This is a genomic window from Spirochaetota bacterium, from assembly GCA_004297825.1.
Lineage (GTDB): Bacteria > Spirochaetota > UBA4802 > UBA4802 > UBA5368 > FW300-bin19.
Genome location: SCSX01000015.1, coordinates 99,113 through 118,372, shown reverse-complemented (window position 1 = coordinate 118,372; position 19,260 = coordinate 99,113). Strand labels below are relative to the sequence as shown.

Below are 19,260 nucleotides of genomic sequence, written 5' to 3'. Positions count from 1 at the left end.
ACCAGCGTATCAGCGCATCTGCGCCCTCAGCCGGCCGTGGTGAGCATCCCCACGGACTCGGAGACGAGCATCGCCTCGTGGTAGGCCTTATCAGTCACCAGGGCGTACACGAAGTATTCCATCCCGGGGTTGAGCCCCGTTACGATGAAGGGAGACGCGCAGTTCGCGCCCCCGTCATGACGCTCCAGGGAACCGGTGGCAACGCCGTTCGCCTTTTCCTGTACGAAAAAGGCGAGGTGCCTGTCACCGTTCACCGGCGCGAAGCCGCATGAGATCTGTCCTGCGGCGCCTCCCGGCGTCGCCTTGAAATCCGCGAGCCGCTCCTCCCCCAGCTTCCGCGAGAGCCGAAGTGGCTCCGCGGCCATCTGGCGGGGCGAATTGTCGCCTATGAAGATGTTGTAGCCGCTCGCGTTGGGGTTCTCGCCGTGCCCGTCCCATGATTTGCGGACAAGGGGGCTCAACTGTTTCCAGTCGTCCACGAGCTTCACGAAGGCTTTGCGGACCTTTTCCTGGTTGGCGGTAAGGTCCTGCGTGTGCTTCTCGTACTGGTACATGGTTGAGCGCCCGTTCCGGGTCTTGAAGACGACATCCTTCATGCGCCCGTGGCTCTCGGTGAGGACTGAGATAAATTTAACTTTCGACATGGCAAACTCCATTTGATTAAATTAGTGTGACTGGTATGTATACGAATGAGGGGGGGGAATTTTAAAAAAATTTTTCGAAAAATCCGGGGAGGATTAGAGGCTATCCCGGAGCCCTATGGCAGAGGAGGGCTGCGCAGAACGTCTGCGCGGGGGTGTTATCACTAATCTATCCCCGTACTGGCAGAGGGATGCTTCGCATTTGTTTGACTGCTGGACCGCATTTATGAATTTGGAAAAGCCAGAATCTCCGTTTAGAGTCTATTAGTTGGATTTATCATTCGCGAGGTTTAATAGTTTCAGAAAATGCCAATTTTTATGGTTGATAAATAGTAATTTCCCCGTCTGGTGTATGTATTTGCCATAGACAGTCTGATTTAAGAAAGGATTATTCAATTGGTAGATTACGACATTTCTACTATCAATTATACCACTTCTCCAATTATGATAAACGGAAGAGTCGATGTGAAAAAAGAAGACGAAGAACAGCTTGGCAACATACTTATAAAAACTCTGAGGGAGCATTTTCTAAACGGATTCAGGAGCGGTTCACCGATAGAATTGTTTCGTCTTCGCAAGTTTGTAGCAGAAGATTTCGGTGAGGAGATTGATTTATCCGATGAAGAACTCAATTCAGCTATTCTGTCTCGTGGAACACTATTCGACGGAAAACTGTATATTGTCGGGGCAAATGTCACTAATAGAATAAAGAGCGAAATAGATACGGCGATGACCGAGGGAGCGGAAGTCATATTCTATAGTGCTTTCTACGAGAAAAATGAGGATTGGCTGTTCTCGGCGAATATAATCTCCAAGGATATGCTTAAAAACATCCTTGTGAAGTTGTGCCCTCGATTTGCGCACACGATGAAATACTTTGCGTTACAAATGCAAAGCGGCCATGTACTCAGCAAAGTCAGAAGAGAGGTACTTCGCGTATGGGGCGCTGATGTTCTCTTAAGCTACGAGCAGCTTTCGGAACGGCTCCCATACGTTCCCGTTGACAAGATAAAGAACGTTTTGGCGCAAAACAAAGACTTCATTTGGAACAGCGAAGGCGTGTACACACACATCAGCAGTGTAGACATTAACGATGAAGAGCGCGCTGCCATAACGAATTATGTCGCGATGGCTTATCGTAAGTGCGGGTATGCTTCCCTGAGTGACATTCCGCTCGGAGAAATTGTGGAGCGTAATTGCGAACTAACACTCACGGCCGTCCGCAACGCGACGTTTGAAATCATTATTGCGGACAAATACGATAGACGCGGCAAAATAGTAATGAGTAAAGGTGACACGCTCGATGCGCTGTCAATTATGAAAGAACATTGTCGCTCTTTGGAGAAATGCACACTGCAAGAACTGCTTAACTTTGAACGTGAACTGACGGGTGAAGCGCACCGTTGGATTCCGATGGAAGCGGGTAACACCGTTCTGGTTCGTATTGATAAAGACACATATTTGGCGGATAAATATGTTCACTTCAACGCCGACATAATCGACGAAGCAATTGGGCTGTTTGTTAAGGGAGATTATCTTCCGCTTAAGTCTTTCACCACATTCGGAGCGTTCCCCGACTGCGGTCAGACGTGGAATTTGTTTATACTTGAAAGCTACTGCCGCCGCTTCAGTCGGAAGTTTCGGTTTGGTACCCCATCGGTTAACTCTCGGAACGCCGGAGCAATTATCCGCAAAAGCTGTGGCATGGATTATACGGAGATTATGACCTGTGCCGTGGCGAATGCCGACGTTCCCTTGAAGGAAGCCGCCGTGGGCAAGTTCCTGTATGAGAGCGGCTACACGGGTAGAAAGACAACCGCACAAGTTAACGAAATTATCGATAAGGCGAGAGCCATACGAGAAAGGATGGATTGAAATTGTACTCGTATACCTACGACAAGAAAGCGGGTGGGATACTTCTTAATTCCTCGCCGACCGGATTCTCCAAAGAACCTCGCCCGGTTTACGCGCCAGAATTGGACGTGCTGGGCTTTGAAAAGTATTGGAAGTACGACAAGCAGACCGACCGCCCATATATGTGGGCGGAGGCGAACAGTTATTACTATCGCGGGACACTTGTTGCAAAGCTGAAAGGCGGCAATATCAAAACCGCCCCTGAGATTATCATTCCGAACGGCGAGGACGGCAAACCGATAATGCCAGAACCTAAAGGCATATCGCTTCGCCCCATTGACATAGAGGCTACGGTTGAAGTAAACCGTGAGATGCTTGAAATCATCGAGCAGACCACGGTCAAGAAAATACTGGCTGTCTACAATAAGTACAAGGATAGGCTCGACTGCTTCCATGTAGCGTTTTCGGGCGGTAAGGACAGTTGTGTCCTGCTCGACCTGGTTAAGAAAGCCCTGCCCAAAGGCAGCTTCGTTGTGGTATTTGGCGACACGGGCATGGAGTTCCCCGACACCTACGAAGTCATCAAAAAGACCAAACATCAATGTGCCGCGGACGAGATACCGTTCTACATTGGCAAGTCGCACCTCAACCCAAAGGAATCGTGGGAATTATTCGGCCCCCCGTCACGTGTGCTCCGTTGGTGCTGCTCGGTGCATAAAAGCACTCCGCAGACGTTGAAGTTGAGAGATGTAACTGGCAATAACAATTTTATCGGCCTTGACTTTGTTGGAGTTCGGGCCCAGGAGAGCGTTGCTCGAAGCACTTACAATTATGAGAACTATGGCGCAAAACAAAAGGGCCAGTTCAGCCATAACTCAATCCTCGAATGGACATCTGCCGAGATATGGCTTTATATATACGCGAACGATGTGCTTATTAACGAAACCTATAAGAAGGGCAATGGTCGTGCCGGATGTTTGTTTTGCCCTATGTCGGGCGGTACAAGCGACTACTTACGCCGAGCGAGCTATCCGGCAGAGATTGATAGCTATATCGATTCGATTAAGAAGACCTACGATGGGGACAAGCGAAGTAAGAGCAACATCGAATCGTATATCCTAAACGGCGGCTGGAACGCCAGAAAGAATGGGCGCGAGTTATCGAACAATACTTTCCGTTGCATTGAAAAGATTACAAATGGAAATTTGACTATAACCATTACTGACCCTGATTCCGACTGGTTGGAATGGATAAAAACGCTCGGAGATTTACGCGGCGGTAACGGTGGCTACTACGTTCAATTTGACGGCGAATACATTCTGGCTTCCGTTAAGGCGACAAAGAACGGCTACATCGTAACAATCCCGGAGGTTGTGCTGAAAGAGCGACCCGTATTCGGGAAAATGTTCCGACAGGTATTCAGAAAAGCCTCGTATTGTAAAGGTTGCCGAGTTTGCGAAACGAACTGTCGAAATGGTTGTATCAGTTTTGCTGACGGCAAAGTCCAAATAAGTAACTGTAGCAGGTGTCACGAGTGCCACGCAATCGACAGCGGCTGTCTGTTGTTCCACTCGCTGCGCCAGCCACAAGGAGGAGGTAAGTCAATGAAAAGCCTGAACTCATTTGCCGACCACGCTCCAAAGCCGGAGTGGTTGCGCTCATTCTTTGAACTGAAAGGGGCTTTCTTTTCTGAGCATTCACTGGGTCCAATGATGTTCGATATGTTTAGGCGTTTCCTTAAGGATGCTTCCCTAAATGAAAAGAACCACTTCACGTCGTTTGCCGAGTTAATCGCGCAGATAGGTTGGGAAACGGACACGGCGCAAGGTCTGATTCTTATCAACCTTGTTGCCGAAAACCCGCAGATAGAGTGGTATGTAAACAATTTCGATGTCGGCAGAACCTATGCTCGTAAGACAGTCGAGGATATGCTGACCGTGGTTGATGTCAGTCCAAAGGACGCTAAGTCAATCGTCAAATCCTACAAACGTCTTGTCGAGACACCACTCGGCGCAAGCTTGCATTGGGGCTTCGTTACCAATGAGGGCGACCTCGTCCGCACGAAATGCTCGGTGAGCGACCCGCGCGTGGTGCTGTACGGCCTGTTCAAGTTCGCGGAAAAGTGCAACGACTATAAGGAGTTCACTCTTGCCACGCTTCTGAACGACAGCATCGATCGCGACGGCATCAGCCCCACCCGCATCTTCGGGCTTGACCGTGAAGATATGACGCAGCTCCTGTTGGGACTATCGGCGAAGTACCCTGAGTTCATAACCGCATCGTTCACGCACGACCTTGAAAAAATAACGCTGGCAGAGGATAAATCGTCCCAAGATGTACTCGACTTATTTAAGGGGGATGCAGCAAATGGCTACTAAAAACAAATACCGCGAATACTTTGACATTGACGAGGAGTATTTTCCTCAAGTAAACGACTCTGCCATCGCCGCCGCCAGCCCGGACTTCTGGATGCGCACATACCCGCACAACACGTTCATCGAAATGCTGAACAATATGGAGCGGGTGTTGGCACGCCAGGAGAAGCGTTCCCTCTGGATTGAGGGCGCATACGGCACGGGCAAGTCGCAGTGCGCCTATGCTCTGAAAAAAATTCTCGAAGTGCCGGAAGAAGAGCTCCGCGCCTACTGGGACAGATACGAGCCGCTGAAAAATAAAACCGACTTGCTCGAAAAGCTCAACGGTCATAAACAAAAGGGTATCCTGACCGCTTATCGTTATGCTTCGGGTATGATTGACTCTCCCCGCGATCTTTTTCTTGCTGTTCAAGAAACACTAAAGGCTTCACTGGTAGCGACAAACCTTTACGCAGGCGAGAACACTCTGAAGGAAAGCGTTATAGCTTGGATTGACAAGCCTTCGAACAAGCTGTACTTCAACGCGCTTTTGAAAGAGCCGGAGTGGGCCGCTTTGTTCAGCCAATCCTCTGCTGGTGAGGTGCTGAACGCCCTTCGAAAAGGTGGTGAGATCAAGACGCTGATGGATAACATCTTCCGTCTTGCCGACAAAGAAGGCATTACTGCGCTGAATATTGACGCTGACAGGCTCATCGCCTGGCTGATTGACATTATCGACCACAACAATGTAAAGATTGTCTTTATATGGGACGAGTTCTCCGATTACTTTAAGAACAACCGTGAGAGCCTTTCGGAGTTCCAGAAACTCGCCGAGTTGGTGAACCTAAAGCCATTCTACTTCATCGTCGTTACGCACGAATCGGGACAGTTGTTCACGACCGCCGACACGACTTGGAAAAAGGTACGCGACCGCTTCATCCCCGTGCAGATTGCCCTGCCTGACAACATTGCGTTCAACCTAATCGGTCACGCTTTCAACGTTAAGCCTGCCGCCAAGCCGCAGTGGGACATTCTCGCCGACGACCTTAACGACCGGGTCAAGAATTCCTGCTCCAAGGTGATGGCGGTTGCAAAGATTGACAACTTTCAGGTGATGAAGGACATTATGCCGCTTCACCCGATGGCGGCTCTGCTCCTTAAAAACATAGCCTCTGCGTTCAAGTCCAACCAGCGGAGTATGTTCGACTTCATCAAATCCTCTAACACGGACAATGTAAAGGCGTTCCAATGGTTCATTGAGAATACGGGTCCCTTTGACGGCCACCCGCTTCTCACGGTGGATATGCTGTGGAACTTTTTCTATGAAAAAGGTAGGGATAATCTCAAATCAAGCATTCGCCTAATACTGGACACCTTTCCGCAGCAGCAGAATTTGCGTGAGGATGAGAAAGCTGTCCTGAAAGCCATCCTCAGTATGCAGGCGATTGATCAGCGGTTGGGCGGCACAATCGACCTTTTCAAGGCAACCGAACAGAACCTCAGCTATGTCTTTGAGGGCATTCCCGACTTGGAGGGAACGAAATCCGCTAACATCGCGAAAGTACTTAAGGAAAAAGGCATCCTCGTTTCGAACCCGATAAGCGGTGGGCGGTATGCCTATGCGGCTGCCGTGCTTGCGGGAGACCAAGCCAAGATCGACAACCATAAGAAAGATATGCGACAGAATAGCACAACCTCGAAACTGGTTACAGAGGGTGAGCTTTCTACTGTTTTGTCGCTTTCGCCTGCCCTACGTCTGAGATTTGAGTCCGAGCCGGGTACTGGAAAAATCACTCCCGTAACCACCGCCGACTTCACACGCACAATCAATATCCTGCGCGACAGAGCCATGGGGTGTAATTTCTGCGCCGTTATCGCCTTTGCCAAGGACGATGTGGAAGCGGCAAGCTTCCGCAAGACGCTCAGAACTGCTGTTGCGGATAAGCAGTATGAGAACATCGTATTCATCGACGCGCTCTCTACACCGCTTGGCTCGGAGGCGTTTGAACAGTACGTGGACTTCTCCGCTATGGCGATGTACTACCAAGGCAGCAACAACACGTCCTCGCGGGAAAGTTCGGATAAAGCAAAGCGTGTTTTAGACCAAAACTGGAAAAACCATATCTACAACGGTCAATTTGTAGTATACACCTACGCAAATCAAGAGGGCGAAAAACTCGGCAACGGGCAAGGCGTGGCAAGCGTCCTCCAGACCATAGTGATGACCAAATTCCCGTACGTGTTCGATTTCGCAAAAAGCCTCACAGAGAGCCAACTGAAGATAACTCCTGCGATGAGGCAATCGGCAAAGTCCGGCATATCGCAGGCCACTAGTGGTGTTGTTTCCGGCATCGAGAAGCATGTCCTTCCGACCGTTTGGAAGATCGATAAGTATTGGGAAAGCCCGCCAACATCTTCACTGCCCATCTCAAAAATCAAAGTCGAGGTAGACAAGCGGATCGATGTCGAATTTGCCCGCGACGGGCAGATTTCAATCGGCGAAATCTACGACTTCCTTGAGGAAACCTATGGCTTTGCACCGTGTAACCTTTCGGCCTTAATTACGGGTTTCCTCTTGAAAGAGTACGGCAGTGAGCCTTACCGTTACAGCGATTCATCCGGAAGTCACGAACAGATGACACAGGATAAACTTGCGGAGATGATCGGCAATTACATCGGAAAAAAAGCGAAGCCAACTTACATCGTGAAGATGACTGCGGATGAGAAGGCATTTTACGAACTCACGGAAAAAGCATGGGGTATCCAGCCAAATTCGTGTTCATCCGCAGGACATGCTGCAATAGCCGTGTCTACGAAAATGCGCGCTCTAAACCTGCCGGTATGGTGCCTTGAAGAAGTGGACACAGTCGGAATCTTTGATGTGGTTCAGAAGTACATTGAACTTGTTCAAAAGGAAGGCCATGAGGCTCATAAGAAAGCGGTGGAAATCGGCAGGATTGCGTCCGCCAAGCCCTCGCTCGCCGACAACTTGTTTACTTTGCTCACAAGCGAGAACTGCCAGAAAGGTATGCGCGAGTATCTCCGCCCCTTTGAGGACGGTAAAGTTATGGAACTTGCAACGGCAATCGGTGCTGAAAATAATGTGCTTTCCGACATTCGCCAATTGTTCGAAGTGGAGTACTCGTGCCTTTGGGATAAGCAAACGGGCGAGACAGAAATACGCAAACTGCTGACCGAGTATAACGTGGTCAAAGAGAGCAATACAATCCTGAATAGTGCGGGTCATTCCTTGACGGACGCGTACAAGGAGTGGCGCGAGCGGCTGAAGTTCATCGGCATCTCGTGCGAGGCTCTGCGGGCAAAGTATCCCGACTTGGCAAAAGTCCTCGACACGCTCCTGAAAATCTGTAAGCAAGAGGATATCCTGCCCGAACAGTTGAAAGCGTTCTATCCGGAGTTAGAGACGCACGGCGCGGAAATCCGAGAATTGCTGAACAACGACAGACGTGCTTTTGCAGAGGTCTATAAGCCGTACCTTGAAGACTTGAGCGATAACGACATCGCCGATGTGAAGAGCAAACTCCAGACAGGCTTGTTTGAGTTATCGAAAACTGATTGTAATGTCAAGGTAAAAGAAGCTGCCGAGGAGTTCCGCAAGAACCAGTTGAAATCGCAGCTCTTCCGCTTATGGAAAGACAAGACGGGAACGAGAAACCCTAGTGAGTGGTCGAGCCGCTACAGGACACCTATTCTATGTTGTGTCTCCGAAGCTGAATACGAAAAAGCAAAGAAAGCATTTGAAACCCTCAACCGAAACTGGGGAATGGATTCCGAAATCCAATCCGCTCATGCGTTCCTTGAATCCACCACGCTGTTCGGCATCCTTGCGGATGAAGAGAAGCGGAACACGGCATTCAAGCGGGATATTGTCGGTGAATACAGCCCGTTGCTCCCTGACCTCGATAAGGTCAGGGACACGCTCGACCACCTTTCCGTAGACACTTACGATTGGCGCGACAATCCTAGCGTCAAGGGCAAGGTGAAGCAACTCGCCGAAGCCGAGTATAATGCCGGCGGCAGCGACAAGGTTCTCTTGAAAATCGACGAGATGGACGACGCCCAATTAAAGCAGTACCTCAAACGGCTTGTCAAGGACAGCATAACAGTCGGGATTGAAATACTGGCGAATGGGGGGGGACAGAATGCAAATTGATTCGGTAAAAAAATACCTGACATCACCCGTCGAAACGCCATATTTTTTGTTCATCAGCGACGGGCAGTATACGACCGCAATGGAAGAGTTATCGGTCTTGGGGCTTGATTTCGTGCATATGAGCTGGTTCTGTAACAGTGACGACAAAATGCCAGACATCGACGGACTCCTCACCTATATCCAGGCGGAGGACGTAAAGGCAAACGGGAAAAAGCTCGTTGTAACGGGGCTTGGCGAGTTTCTTGCGCTTCGCGGAAGTGATGAGGCAATACGCACCCTGTCGCGGTTGAAAGACCTCAATGTCGGCGGTGTAAAAGTTTTGCTGCTACTGCGAGGGCTTGCCTTGCTGATTGACGGGTTGCAGACAGACCCACGCTTTGACAGCCGTCGGCTAAGCGTCGTCGACAAGGCGGAGTGCGACTTATCGTTTACCCTTGCTGCCCCGTCTGTCGGATTGTCGGCTTTATCGGGTTTTAAAGCGATGCTTGCGGAACTCGAAAATGGACGGTGCGGTAGTGTTGTCGTAAACACTGCTATTAATCTCGACAAATCGATATTGACGGTACACCAAATCAGCGATGCCTACGAGGGCATTAAGTTCTTAAAAAGGGGCTTTGCCTTGGCGCCTTCTTGCGGAAATGACGCTAACTGGGCAGAGTTGCTGACAGAACTCAACCAGAGCAACGGCTCGCTAGACGAGGTATTCGAAAAGCACGATTTTGGCAAGAATATGGAGTCGGATTTTTACGCCCGCATTGCTGGGAGCGACTACCGCAACTGGCTCTATTTCATTTGCCTAAAGAGCAAAGCTGACACATTGCAAAACGGATACCTTCGGTTCATACTAGAGAAGACGAGCCGTTTTGAGGACTTTGCCGGGAATGTTCTTAATGCGATAATCGAAATTCAATATACCGACAGGCGATTTGCCTCGTTCTACCGTGAGCGTAAGGCCCTGGTCGAGAAGTTCCCAGAATCGGATATTGCTGACTTCGTGGTGAATAGTCGACAATTGGTGCCTGAAAGCATTTATAAGTTGACGGACGGGACAAGAGCGGAGCGTGAAGAGATTATTGCTTGGCTCTCGAAAAACGGTATGATTCCGGAGCTCGATGGCATTTACCCCGTGCTAGCGGCCTACATGGAAAAGTACGTTTTCAAATGCCCGGAATTGGCAAACTTGCTGTCCGAGTATTTCGAGGCGTATAAACGGCAAAAGCTGTCCAACCATCTTGAGCCTGAATTCTTAGAAAAGGTTGATGAGCTTGCTCTTTCGCGGAAGTTCAACAGACTGCCAACGCGGAATGAAATTATGGATAGCGTGGATAAGAGCGACACCTTCCTATACTGTCTTGATGCCCTCGGTGTCGAATATTTAGGTTTGATCGAAGCGTTAGTACAAAAGCGTGGGTTGTCAGTTCGGGTCAATATCGCCCGTGCGGAACTTCCTACGATAACGGCCATCAACAGAGACTTCTTCGATGCGTGGCAAGGTCGCAAAGAGAAGAACGATGAACTTGATGATACTAAGCACAGTGATGCGGGCGGTTACGACTTCACAAATAATGAATTTCCCCTCCACCTTGCGAAAGAACTGGACATCATCACTGCAATGATAGACAAGGCGGCTACGGAACTTGCGCTAAGGCATTGCAAACGCTTCTTGATTGTAAGTGACCACGGCGCATCACGGCTTGCTGTCCTGCGGCGCAAAGAGGAAAAATACGACACCGATACCGCAGGCGAGCATTCGGGGCGTTGCTGTAAGTTGTTTCATCCTTATGATCTCCCGTTCGCTGCAGAGCAGAACGGATACCTCGTACTTGCCGATTACGGACGCTTCAAGGGCAGCCGCGCAGCGAATGTCGAGGTTCACGGCGGGGCGTCTTTGGAAGAGGTCGTCGTTCCCGTTATTGAACTGTTTCTGAAAGACGGAAGCGTAATGGTTAAGCTGGTCGACGAGATCGTAACCGTAGACATCCAAACCGGATCGAAGATTAAGCTATTCCTTAACTCGCCGGTGCAGGATCTTTCCATTGTCCTGAATGGGAAACCCTACTCAGCTTTGCAGATAGACGCGAACCACTACTCCGTGAAGTTGCCCGACACAAAACGGGCAGGTGACTATTCGGCGGACGTTTACGCGGGTGACAACTTGATTGGCAAGATTATGATTAAGGCGCAAGGCAAGAGCGGCAAAGTCAATGACGCTTTTGATGACTTGTTTTAGGAGGTGCAATTGATGATTGATAAACTCAGAAATTGCTTTGACGAGATGGTCGTTTATAAAGACCTTAAGAAGAGCAACTTCTTCTCCGCTCTGAGCCTACCTTCCTTTATGCGTGACTGGCTCTTAAAGAAATTCGAGGACGAGAACGGTCACTTCGACTCCGACGAGTTGGTTCGTTTTGTGCGGACTTACCTGCCGCGCAAGGACGACTGGACAGCTATTAAGAATCAGGTGGTAATCGAACACGAGCGAGTAAAATTTCTCGCTAAGGTGTCTATTGACATCGACATCAAAACGGGAGAAGTTTCTTTTGCTTTGCCTGATTTCGGGTTGTCAAGCAAAGACACTATCATCGAGGATTCCGTTTGGCAAATCTGCAAGGAAGATTTGGTACGCGGTCGTGAAACATGGGGAATGGTTGAAATCGGCTATCGCCCGCCTGATGACTATGATGTTGAATTTCTAAAAAACAGAGCCAAAGGAGCCAACAGGGGAAAAATTAAACTGATTACTTTCAAGACATTTTGTCCGTATACAATTGATGTTGACTACTACAAGGATGCCCGCAGGGAGTTTACAACATCGGAGTGGCTTGATGTCCTTTTAAGTGCGGTAGACTATAATCCGAGCGGTTACCTCGGTGACGATGAAAAAAAACTGACTATGCTGACTCGGTTACTTCCCTTTATAGAAAAGCGACTGAATCTTATCGAACTTGCACCAAAAGGTACTGGCAAGTCGTATTTATTTGGTCGTGTAAGTCGTTTCGGTTGGCTCTCAAGCGGAGGTATAATGAGCCGAGCAAAGATGTTCTATGATCAAAATAAACGAGCGGTTGGATTGGTATCAGGGAATGATTTTATAACTCTCGACGAAGTGCAGACTATATCATTCACAGATGTTGATGAAATGCGCGCGGCACTAAAAGGTTACCTCGAATCGGGTATTTTCACAGTTGGCAACTATGAGGGAATTGCCGATGCCGGTGTAATCCTCTGCGGTAACATTAAAAAAGAAACAATGGATGCAGATGGTTACAGCAATATGTTTGAAGAATTGCCGAATGTGTTCCACGAATCGGCACTGATAGAGCGTTTCCACGGTTTCATTAAAGGTTGGAACATACCTCGGATGAACGATGACCTTAAAATTGCAGGCTGGGCTTTGAATTCAGAGTATTTTTGCTCGGTACTTCACGAACTTCGTGAAGATATGAGTTATCGTGCTGTTGTCGATGAACTTATTGAAGTGCCGGAAGCGGCAGACACCCGTGATACCGAAGCAGTCAAGCGTATAGCTACAGCCTACTTAAAACTACTTTTCCCAAATGTGCGTGAGCCCGGTGACATTACAGCCCGTGAATTTAAAAGGTACTGCCTTGACAGAGCACGTAAGATGAGAGATACCATTAAGTACCAGCTTGGTGTGCTTGATGAAGAGTATAGAGGCAAAGATATCCCGGTATTTAGTGTGCGCCCAGACCCTGAAGTGCAAAAGGGGTAATGGAATGGAGAAAAAGAACTGTTACGTATGCGGGAAGCAAGACCTGAGCAAAAATGAAATCGGGCTAATTAAAAAGTTAATCGACAAAGACGCCAAGCGTTATTACTGCATTGATTGTCTTTCGGAATTCTTGGAGGTCGACACCGAGTTCCTTTTGGCAAAGGTTGAAGAATTTAAAGAGCAAGGCTGTATACTATTTTAGTGAGATGAAATCGTGATTTACGCCGACAATGCAGCTACAACAAAAATATCCGATGTGGCTTTTAAAAAAATGCTCCCGTTTCTACAGGAGCAATATGGCAATGCATCCAGTAAGTATGCGCTCGGAGTGAAAGCAAAACGAGCTATCGAACAATCACGACGGCAGGTTGCAGAAGTTATTGGGGCGGAGTCTTCCGAAATCACCTTCACTTCCGGCGGAACTGAGGGAAACAGTTGGGTTATTCAGAACGTTTCAATATTGTTCAGTAACAATCCGATTCATATCATAACATCCTCCATTGAACACCACTCTGTTTTGAACGCTTGCCAGGCGCTTGAAATCCGAGGAGTTGAAGTAACGTACTTAGCTGTTGATGGTAACGGGTGTGTTTCGGTTGATGATGTAGAAATGGCATTGAGACCGAACACAAAACTTGTATCGGTAATGCTAGCTAACAACGAAATTGGAACAATCCAGCCTATTGCCGCTATTAGTAAGCGTATTTGCGAACGAAGGATTCTATTTCACACTGACGCAGTGCAGGCTGTTGGACACATTCCGGTGAATGTAAAAAACTTGCAGGTTGATTTCTTGACTGCTTCTGCACATAAATTCAACGGTGCAAAAGGCACAGGGTTTTTGTATAGGCGCTCTGGCTTAGCATTGCCTCAGTTGGTGTATGGCGGCGAACAAGAACAAGGTCAACGCGCAGGTACAGAGAATGTAGCAGGGATAGTGGCTTTGGGCTATGCACTTGTGGAAAGCGTTACCGATATGATTGAAATGAGAGAAAAGCTCTCTTCTCTCATCAGAGCAACCGTTGATGGACTGAGAGCAGAAATCCCTGATATCAGAATCAACGGGGACGATGCTGAACGACTACCAGGTACGATGAATGTAACTTTTCCTCATGTTTATGGCGAAGCAATAATGCATTTGTTGGATTTAAAAGGGATTTATATTGCTACAGGATCGGCTTGCAACTCCGGCAAAGATGAACCTTCACACGTTCTGCTTGCATTAGGTCTGTCAGAGAAACAAGCTAAATCATCAATTCGCATTTCATACGGCAGATACAACACAATGCAGGATGTGACCGTTATCGTAACCGCTATTATTGATGCGTATAGCAAAATAAAGAAATCAGGAGAATAAACTTCATTTCATATCCAAAATTCCAGCAAAAGGATGTGAAGGTACAAAAATTAGTTAAAAGCCAAATTCAGCTGAACAGCTACTATTGGAAAATCTCTAATATGCGGGTCTTATTATCCAATGCGGGGAATAAAACCTTCGACTTTAGTCGAAGACTTTATGTCGGGTCGATGATGTCGAGATTATCAGGGGACATGTGATTCCTGGTGGAAGCAGCAAAATTTATCCCAGGAGGTCCAACCCATGCCGTACCATTTCAAAAACCTCGTTTTCGAAGGCGGCGGAGTAAAAGGAATAGCCTACCTTGGTGCCCTTGAAGTTCTCACCGAAAAAAACATCTTACCGAACATCGAAAGGGTAGGGGGCACGTCGGCGGGGGCCATTAACGCGGTGTTGCTGGGTCTCAGCTTCACCCTTGCCGAGGTCCGGGAGATCATGTGGTCGCTCGATTTCAACAAGTTCATGGATGATTCGTGGGGCGTTGTCCGGGATACCGCCCGGCTCATCGAGAAATTCGGCTGGTACAAGGGGGATTTCTTCAGGGATTGGATAGGAAAGCTTATAAAGAAAAAGACCGGGAACGCCAATTCGACGTTCGCGGACATAGAGGCCGCCCGGGCAACGAAGGGATTCAAGTCTTTGTACTTCATGGGAACCAATCTGTCGACGGGTTTTTCGGAGGTTTTCTCGGCGGAGCGAACGCCCGAAACGCGCGTGGCCGATGCGGTGAGAATTTCCATGTCCATACCGCTGTTCTTTGCGGCGAAGCGCAACGCACGGGGCGACGTATACGTGGACGGCGGCGTCCTGGACAACTACCCGGTTAAGCTTTTCGACCGTAAACGATACCTCGCAACCGTCAATTATTCCGTGCCGCCCTATTATTCGAAAATAAATACCGATTTTACCGCGGCAGGCAGGGATTCGGACTTCGTCTACAATAAGGAAACCCTGGGCTTTCGGCTGGATACCCGCGAGGAGATTTCCCTGTTCAGGGATCATGAGGAGCCCGTTCACCGGAAGGTGGATAACTTTTTCGACTACAGCTGGGCCCTCATTCGAACGGTGCTCAATGCCCAGGAGAGCCTCCACCTGCACAGCGACGACTGGATGCGAACGATATACATTGATACCCTTGGCGTGAACACGACCGACTTCAATCTTACCGATCAGAAGAAAAATGATTTAGTAAAGTCCGGCAGGGACGGGGCGGAATTGTATTTAAAATGGTATGACAACTCAGAAACGAAGGCAAACGCGTAGAATGGGCTTATGCCTGGGATTCGCAGGATACTTTGCAGCGGTCTCATTTTAATAGAGAACGTCTAACAAAAATTTGTAAACGGGAGGTATGAAATGAAAAAAGCAGTAGTCGTTGTGCTGGCGCTTTCATCAATGCTCCTATTGTCCACAGCACTCAACTCACAGGGAGGAGCATTCGGAGACCTGATCGATGAGGTAGGTAAGACGATCAACGGATGGAAATGGCAGTCCAATCTGTCCCTCGCGCTCACGGTCTTGGTGGCAGTGCTGGGGGTCGTGATCGTCGGATTCCAGCGCCTTGAATACAAATGGGTAAAAAGTGCCGTGATCATCATGGGTATACTCATTCCCTCGCTCGTCGTAGTAAAAAACACCTGTTTCGACACGGATTATAAAGCAATCGACAAGCTCGTACGGGAAATGAACCGCGACTATTCGCAAATGAAGCTCTACGTTGCGGAGTACAATACTACGACCATTGTGAAGCGAAAAGCGGTGCTGGAGTATCTCATCTTTCAGAAAAGGGACTCTATTTACACCAGGGAAGATGAATTTATTAGAAAAATTTCTGCCGGAATAGCCGCTAACGAGGCAACCACAACTGGTTTATTAACGAGTGCTTATGCAGCGGACGATGCGGCCCCGGAATGGGTAAGCAAGACCCCGGCGGATGATCAGTTTGCGTATTTCGTGGGAATAGGACGGGGAAACAGCATCGATGAAGCCCGGCGGGCGTCTATGGAAAACGGCATCGCACAGATGAGAACGCGGCTGGCCCTTGCCATAGGGACAGAAGGAAATAAATCCGGGTTCCAGGTGGATGCGGCTTCTCTCGCTTTGGAGTCCAAGCAAAAAATCGATGAATACCTGGAGATCGGTGAAGACGGAACATACACATGTTACACGATGCTGAATATTAGCAGGAGAATAATAACTAGCAACGAACTCATGTTCAAGAACTAGCCAGGAGACCGGCGTGCCGGCTCCTTGTCGATCCCTCCCTGCATGCATAATGAATTACTCTTGCGCGCGGGAACGAGAAATCACCCGTCCCCGCGCGTAAAAGTATTACCGTTTGCGCATCCCCGCTCGTATATAGAACTGACCCGCTTGTGAAGCATCGCTTCGGGGAAGGTTGGAAAATTTACCTGTACGAGGCCCCAATGAAAAAATTTTCCGTCTCTTCGATAATTAGTGTAATGAAAAGAAAGTATTATCCCGTCTTCGAGACCGGGGACTACAATATAAACACGGTCGGCATCCGGTCGATAATGAACGATGAGACGGGGGAGGTGCAGGCCGATCGATTCAACGATTGCCTGTGTGTTTTCTACAAAGTGAAGGGTAAGTGGAAGCTCTACACCTATAAGGCCGCGACGGTTCCCGGGATCTATTATTTGCAACATCCCATGCTCCCCGAATTCGGGACAGCGATTCTTGCCCCCGGTTTCTACCGTGGCGCGTACACACTGGGATTGCACTATGGGCTGCCCGCACTCCAGCAGGTAGGCTTGCTCAGGCTCTATCGAGACACGACGCGCGACATGGTGCTGGACCTGGACGGTCGCACCGTCCAGTAAATCGATTGGTCGGGGATCAATATACATTACAGCGTTGACAGGATTGAGCACATTGGGAAATGGAGCGCCGGCTGCCAGGTGCTCCGGTATGGTCCCGAAAGCTTCCGCTATCATGAGTTCCTGGGGCACTACCGGAAGGCGATCAAGCGCGGATGGAGCAATCGGTTCAGCTATGCGCTGGTGCGTGAGAAGGATTTCTCCGGGTAAAAGAATTCATCCGGTTTGGCAATATCCCCTATTGATGCAGCGCCCCCAACACCTGATCAATCAGCGCAATCGTCTCCTCATGGTAACCGCTCGCGGCGAACAGGACGGTCCCATCCATCCCTATGATCACGACGGTCGGGTACTTCGTTACACCAAATCCCTTCGCCGCGTCGGAATACTTGTCGCAGAGAACGGGGATGGTGACCGAGAGCTTCTGGACGAACGGAACGGCGACCTCTGCGCCCTCCTTGTCGGTGGAAACGAGGTAAAAGGCGACGGCGCTCCCGTGCTTTTCGAAAAGCTTCTGCATTTCCGGGAGCTCCTTCTTACACGGTTCGCACCCCGCGAAGTAGAAGCTCACGAGCAGGGGCTTCTGCTGGATCACCGCCTTGCTCAGGACGAGCCTGTTTTTCGAGTCCCGCAGCGTGAAGGAGGGGGCGGTATCCCCCTGCTTAAGCTCCGCGTACAGGACGGTGGAGGAGATGCAGAGGGCGATGAACAGGATCAGGCTTACGGTCGTTTTCATAGGCTCCCGGAAGGCCGCGGCAGGCATATCGCGGCACGCATGTAGTTTCGAATGATGTGCTTCTGATTATTAAATATTGACGCGAAGTCAACAAGTATTTATCTGCTTAAAAAACACCCCCCATACCCCCCCGACGGGGGCAACGACACCTGCCAATGCCAGAAAATGCATATTCTGCCGATTGCTAAAGTCCCCCTCCGGGGGATTTAGGGGGCTTCCTGAGGCAATTTTTGTGATATGGGTAATGATCAGTTACCTAAAGGGGGGATTTACGCGGGTACCCGGAATCCTATTCCGGTACTCGGTTACTTGGGATTTTCACCAGCGACGCCGAGAAGAAATTCACGAACGCGATGCACGCCGCGAGAAGAAACACGTATTGGTAGCCCAGGGTGATCCAGATTGCCCCGCTTACAAGCGCGATGGTGATCGAGAAGATGTGGTCGATCGTCACGCCCATGGTGAGCGTCTGGGAGATGTCGGCGGGCGAAAGCGCGATCTTCCTCATGTAGGTCGCGCGCGCCATGCTTACCGACATGAGGAGCTGGTCGATCACGTAACAGGCGAAGACAATGTACATCGCGACGTCCTCCGTGAAGATATCGCGGGCGAACCCGTAGCCCGCACACACGAAGACGAGGAGCGCCGCCTCGGCCATGAGGATGAAGCGCTCGCCCAGCCGGTCTATGGCGCGCCCCAGCAGGGGCTTGAAGAAGATACCGATAATGCCCCCCGCGGTGAGCAGCGTCGCGACGACCTCCGTGCGCTGGTTGAATATCTTGACGAGCACCCAGGGCGCGAAGGTGAGGAATATCTGCTTGCGGGTGCCGAACAGGATATTCAGCCAGTAGAAGAGCCGGTATTCTTTACGAAGCTTGAAGCGCGTCCGCGCGGGGAGCGGTTTGTCCGGTTTCATGAAAAACATGAGCGCGGACACCGTGAGGAAGCCCGCGGCGGAAATCGTGAACGCGATTGAGAATGAAAAATCGAGATACTTGAACCCGATAAAGATCAGGAAGCTCCCCACGATGGCCGCGAGGTTCATCGCGCCGTTGAACTGGCCCAGGCGGCTTCCGGCGTTGCCCTCGTCGGCGAATTCCATGCCTATGGTCGAGGCGAGGGGCATGAACAGGTGCTGCCCCGTGCTGAAAATGAAAAGCCACAGCAGCATGAAGGAAAAGTCGATCGAGAAAAACCCGACGCAGAGTATCCCCACCGCCGCGAAAAGGTTCGCGAGCGCGGCCATGCGCCGTATGGACAGGAAGGCGAAGAGCGCCGAGAAGAAGATGACGAGAAATCCCGGCAATTCGCGCGGGAATTCCAGGACCCCGCGCTGGAGGTCCGTGATCGAGAAGCTCTCCGCGAGGAAATTGTTAAACACCGAATCGATCACGCTCTGGGAAAAAGCCGCGACAGAGACGGCGATGAAGAACAGCAGGAAATCGCGGCGGATGCGCGGCGGAAGCGTCATGGCGTATTCCAAATCCTCTAATGAATTCCGTGCTTGAGACCTGACGTGATACACGCCGGCCATTCCCGCGTCAAGCAGCTTCCCGGGGCGCGCCGCCCGT

13 protein-coding genes are annotated in these 19,260 nt (G+C 49.8%); 10 read left to right on the top strand and 3 right to left on the bottom strand.

The genetic code is table 11. The annotated features are described in order from the left end of the window. Positions 1–26 precede the first annotated feature (26 nt). Positions 27–644: a hypothetical protein gene (locus EPN93_03030; protein ID TAL39063.1), complete on the bottom strand. Its 618-nt coding sequence runs from the start codon at positions 642–644 to the stop codon at positions 27–29. Between the two features lie 462 nt (positions 645–1,106). On the opposite strand from EPN93_03030, the gene EPN93_03025 reads away from it, so the two are divergent. From EPN93_03025 to EPN93_02980, 10 genes are all read left to right on the top strand, one after another. Further along, the gene (locus EPN93_03025) at positions 1,107–2,516 is read left to right on the top strand and encodes a hypothetical protein (protein TAL39062.1); all 1,410 of its coding nucleotides are present in this window, start codon (positions 1,107–1,109) and stop codon (positions 2,514–2,516) included. A gap of 2 nt (positions 2,517–2,518) precedes the next feature. Beyond that, positions 2,519–4,873 carry a phosphoadenosine phosphosulfate reductase gene (locus tag EPN93_03020; protein TAL39061.1) on the top strand — a complete coding sequence of 785 codons (2,355 nt, stop codon included), beginning with the start codon at positions 2,519–2,521 and terminating at the stop codon, positions 4,871–4,873. Beyond that, the gene (locus EPN93_03015; protein TAL39060.1) at positions 4,863–9,023 is read left to right on the top strand and encodes a hypothetical protein; all 4,161 of its coding nucleotides are present in this window, start codon (positions 4,863–4,865) and stop codon (positions 9,021–9,023) included. The genes EPN93_03020 and EPN93_03015 overlap by 11 nt, the downstream gene beginning before the upstream one ends. Next, entirely contained in the window at positions 8,983–11,253 is a 2,271-nt protein-coding gene (pglZ, locus tag EPN93_03010) for a BREX-4 system phosphatase PglZ (protein ID TAL39059.1), read from the top strand. Before EPN93_03015 ends, pglZ begins: the two co-directional genes overlap by 41 nt. A 12-nt stretch (positions 11,254–11,265) precedes the next feature. Further along, positions 11,266–12,756 (top strand): BREX system Lon protease-like protein BrxL, encoded by a 1,491-nt coding sequence (gene brxL, locus EPN93_03005; protein TAL39058.1) that lies wholly within the window; start codon positions 11,266–11,268, stop codon positions 12,754–12,756. Positions 12,757–12,760: 4 nt separating this feature from the next. Continuing rightward, positions 12,761–12,958, top strand: coding sequence for a hypothetical protein (locus EPN93_03000; GenBank protein TAL39057.1), 198 nt, complete (start codon positions 12,761–12,763; stop codon positions 12,956–12,958). Positions 12,959–12,967: 9 nt separating this feature from the next. Continuing rightward, entirely contained in the window at positions 12,968–14,113 is a 1,146-nt protein-coding gene (locus tag EPN93_02995; GenBank protein ID TAL39056.1) for a cysteine desulfurase, read from the top strand. A gap of 243 nt (positions 14,114–14,356) precedes the next feature. Next, positions 14,357–15,376, top strand: coding sequence for a patatin (locus EPN93_02990; GenBank protein ID TAL39055.1), 1,020 nt, complete (start codon positions 14,357–14,359; stop codon positions 15,374–15,376). 93 nt (positions 15,377–15,469) lie between these two features. Continuing rightward, complete coding sequence (locus EPN93_02985) at positions 15,470–16,339, top strand: hypothetical protein (GenBank protein ID TAL39054.1); 870 nt, start codon at positions 15,470–15,472, stop codon at positions 16,337–16,339. A gap of 200 nt (positions 16,340–16,539) precedes the next feature. Further along, complete coding sequence (locus tag EPN93_02980; protein ID TAL39053.1) at positions 16,540–16,956, top strand: hypothetical protein; 417 nt, start codon at positions 16,540–16,542, stop codon at positions 16,954–16,956. A gap of 235 nt (positions 16,957–17,191) precedes the next feature. Here EPN93_02980 and EPN93_02975 read toward each other — a convergent pair whose 3' ends face one another. Then, complete coding sequence (locus tag EPN93_02975; protein TAL39052.1) at positions 17,192–17,716, bottom strand: TlpA family protein disulfide reductase; 525 nt, start codon at positions 17,714–17,716, stop codon at positions 17,192–17,194. A gap of 262 nt (positions 17,717–17,978) precedes the next feature. Further along, complete coding sequence (locus EPN93_02970; GenBank protein ID TAL39051.1) at positions 17,979–19,223, bottom strand: MFS transporter; 1,245 nt, start codon at positions 19,221–19,223, stop codon at positions 17,979–17,981. Positions 19,224–19,260 lie beyond the last annotated feature (37 nt).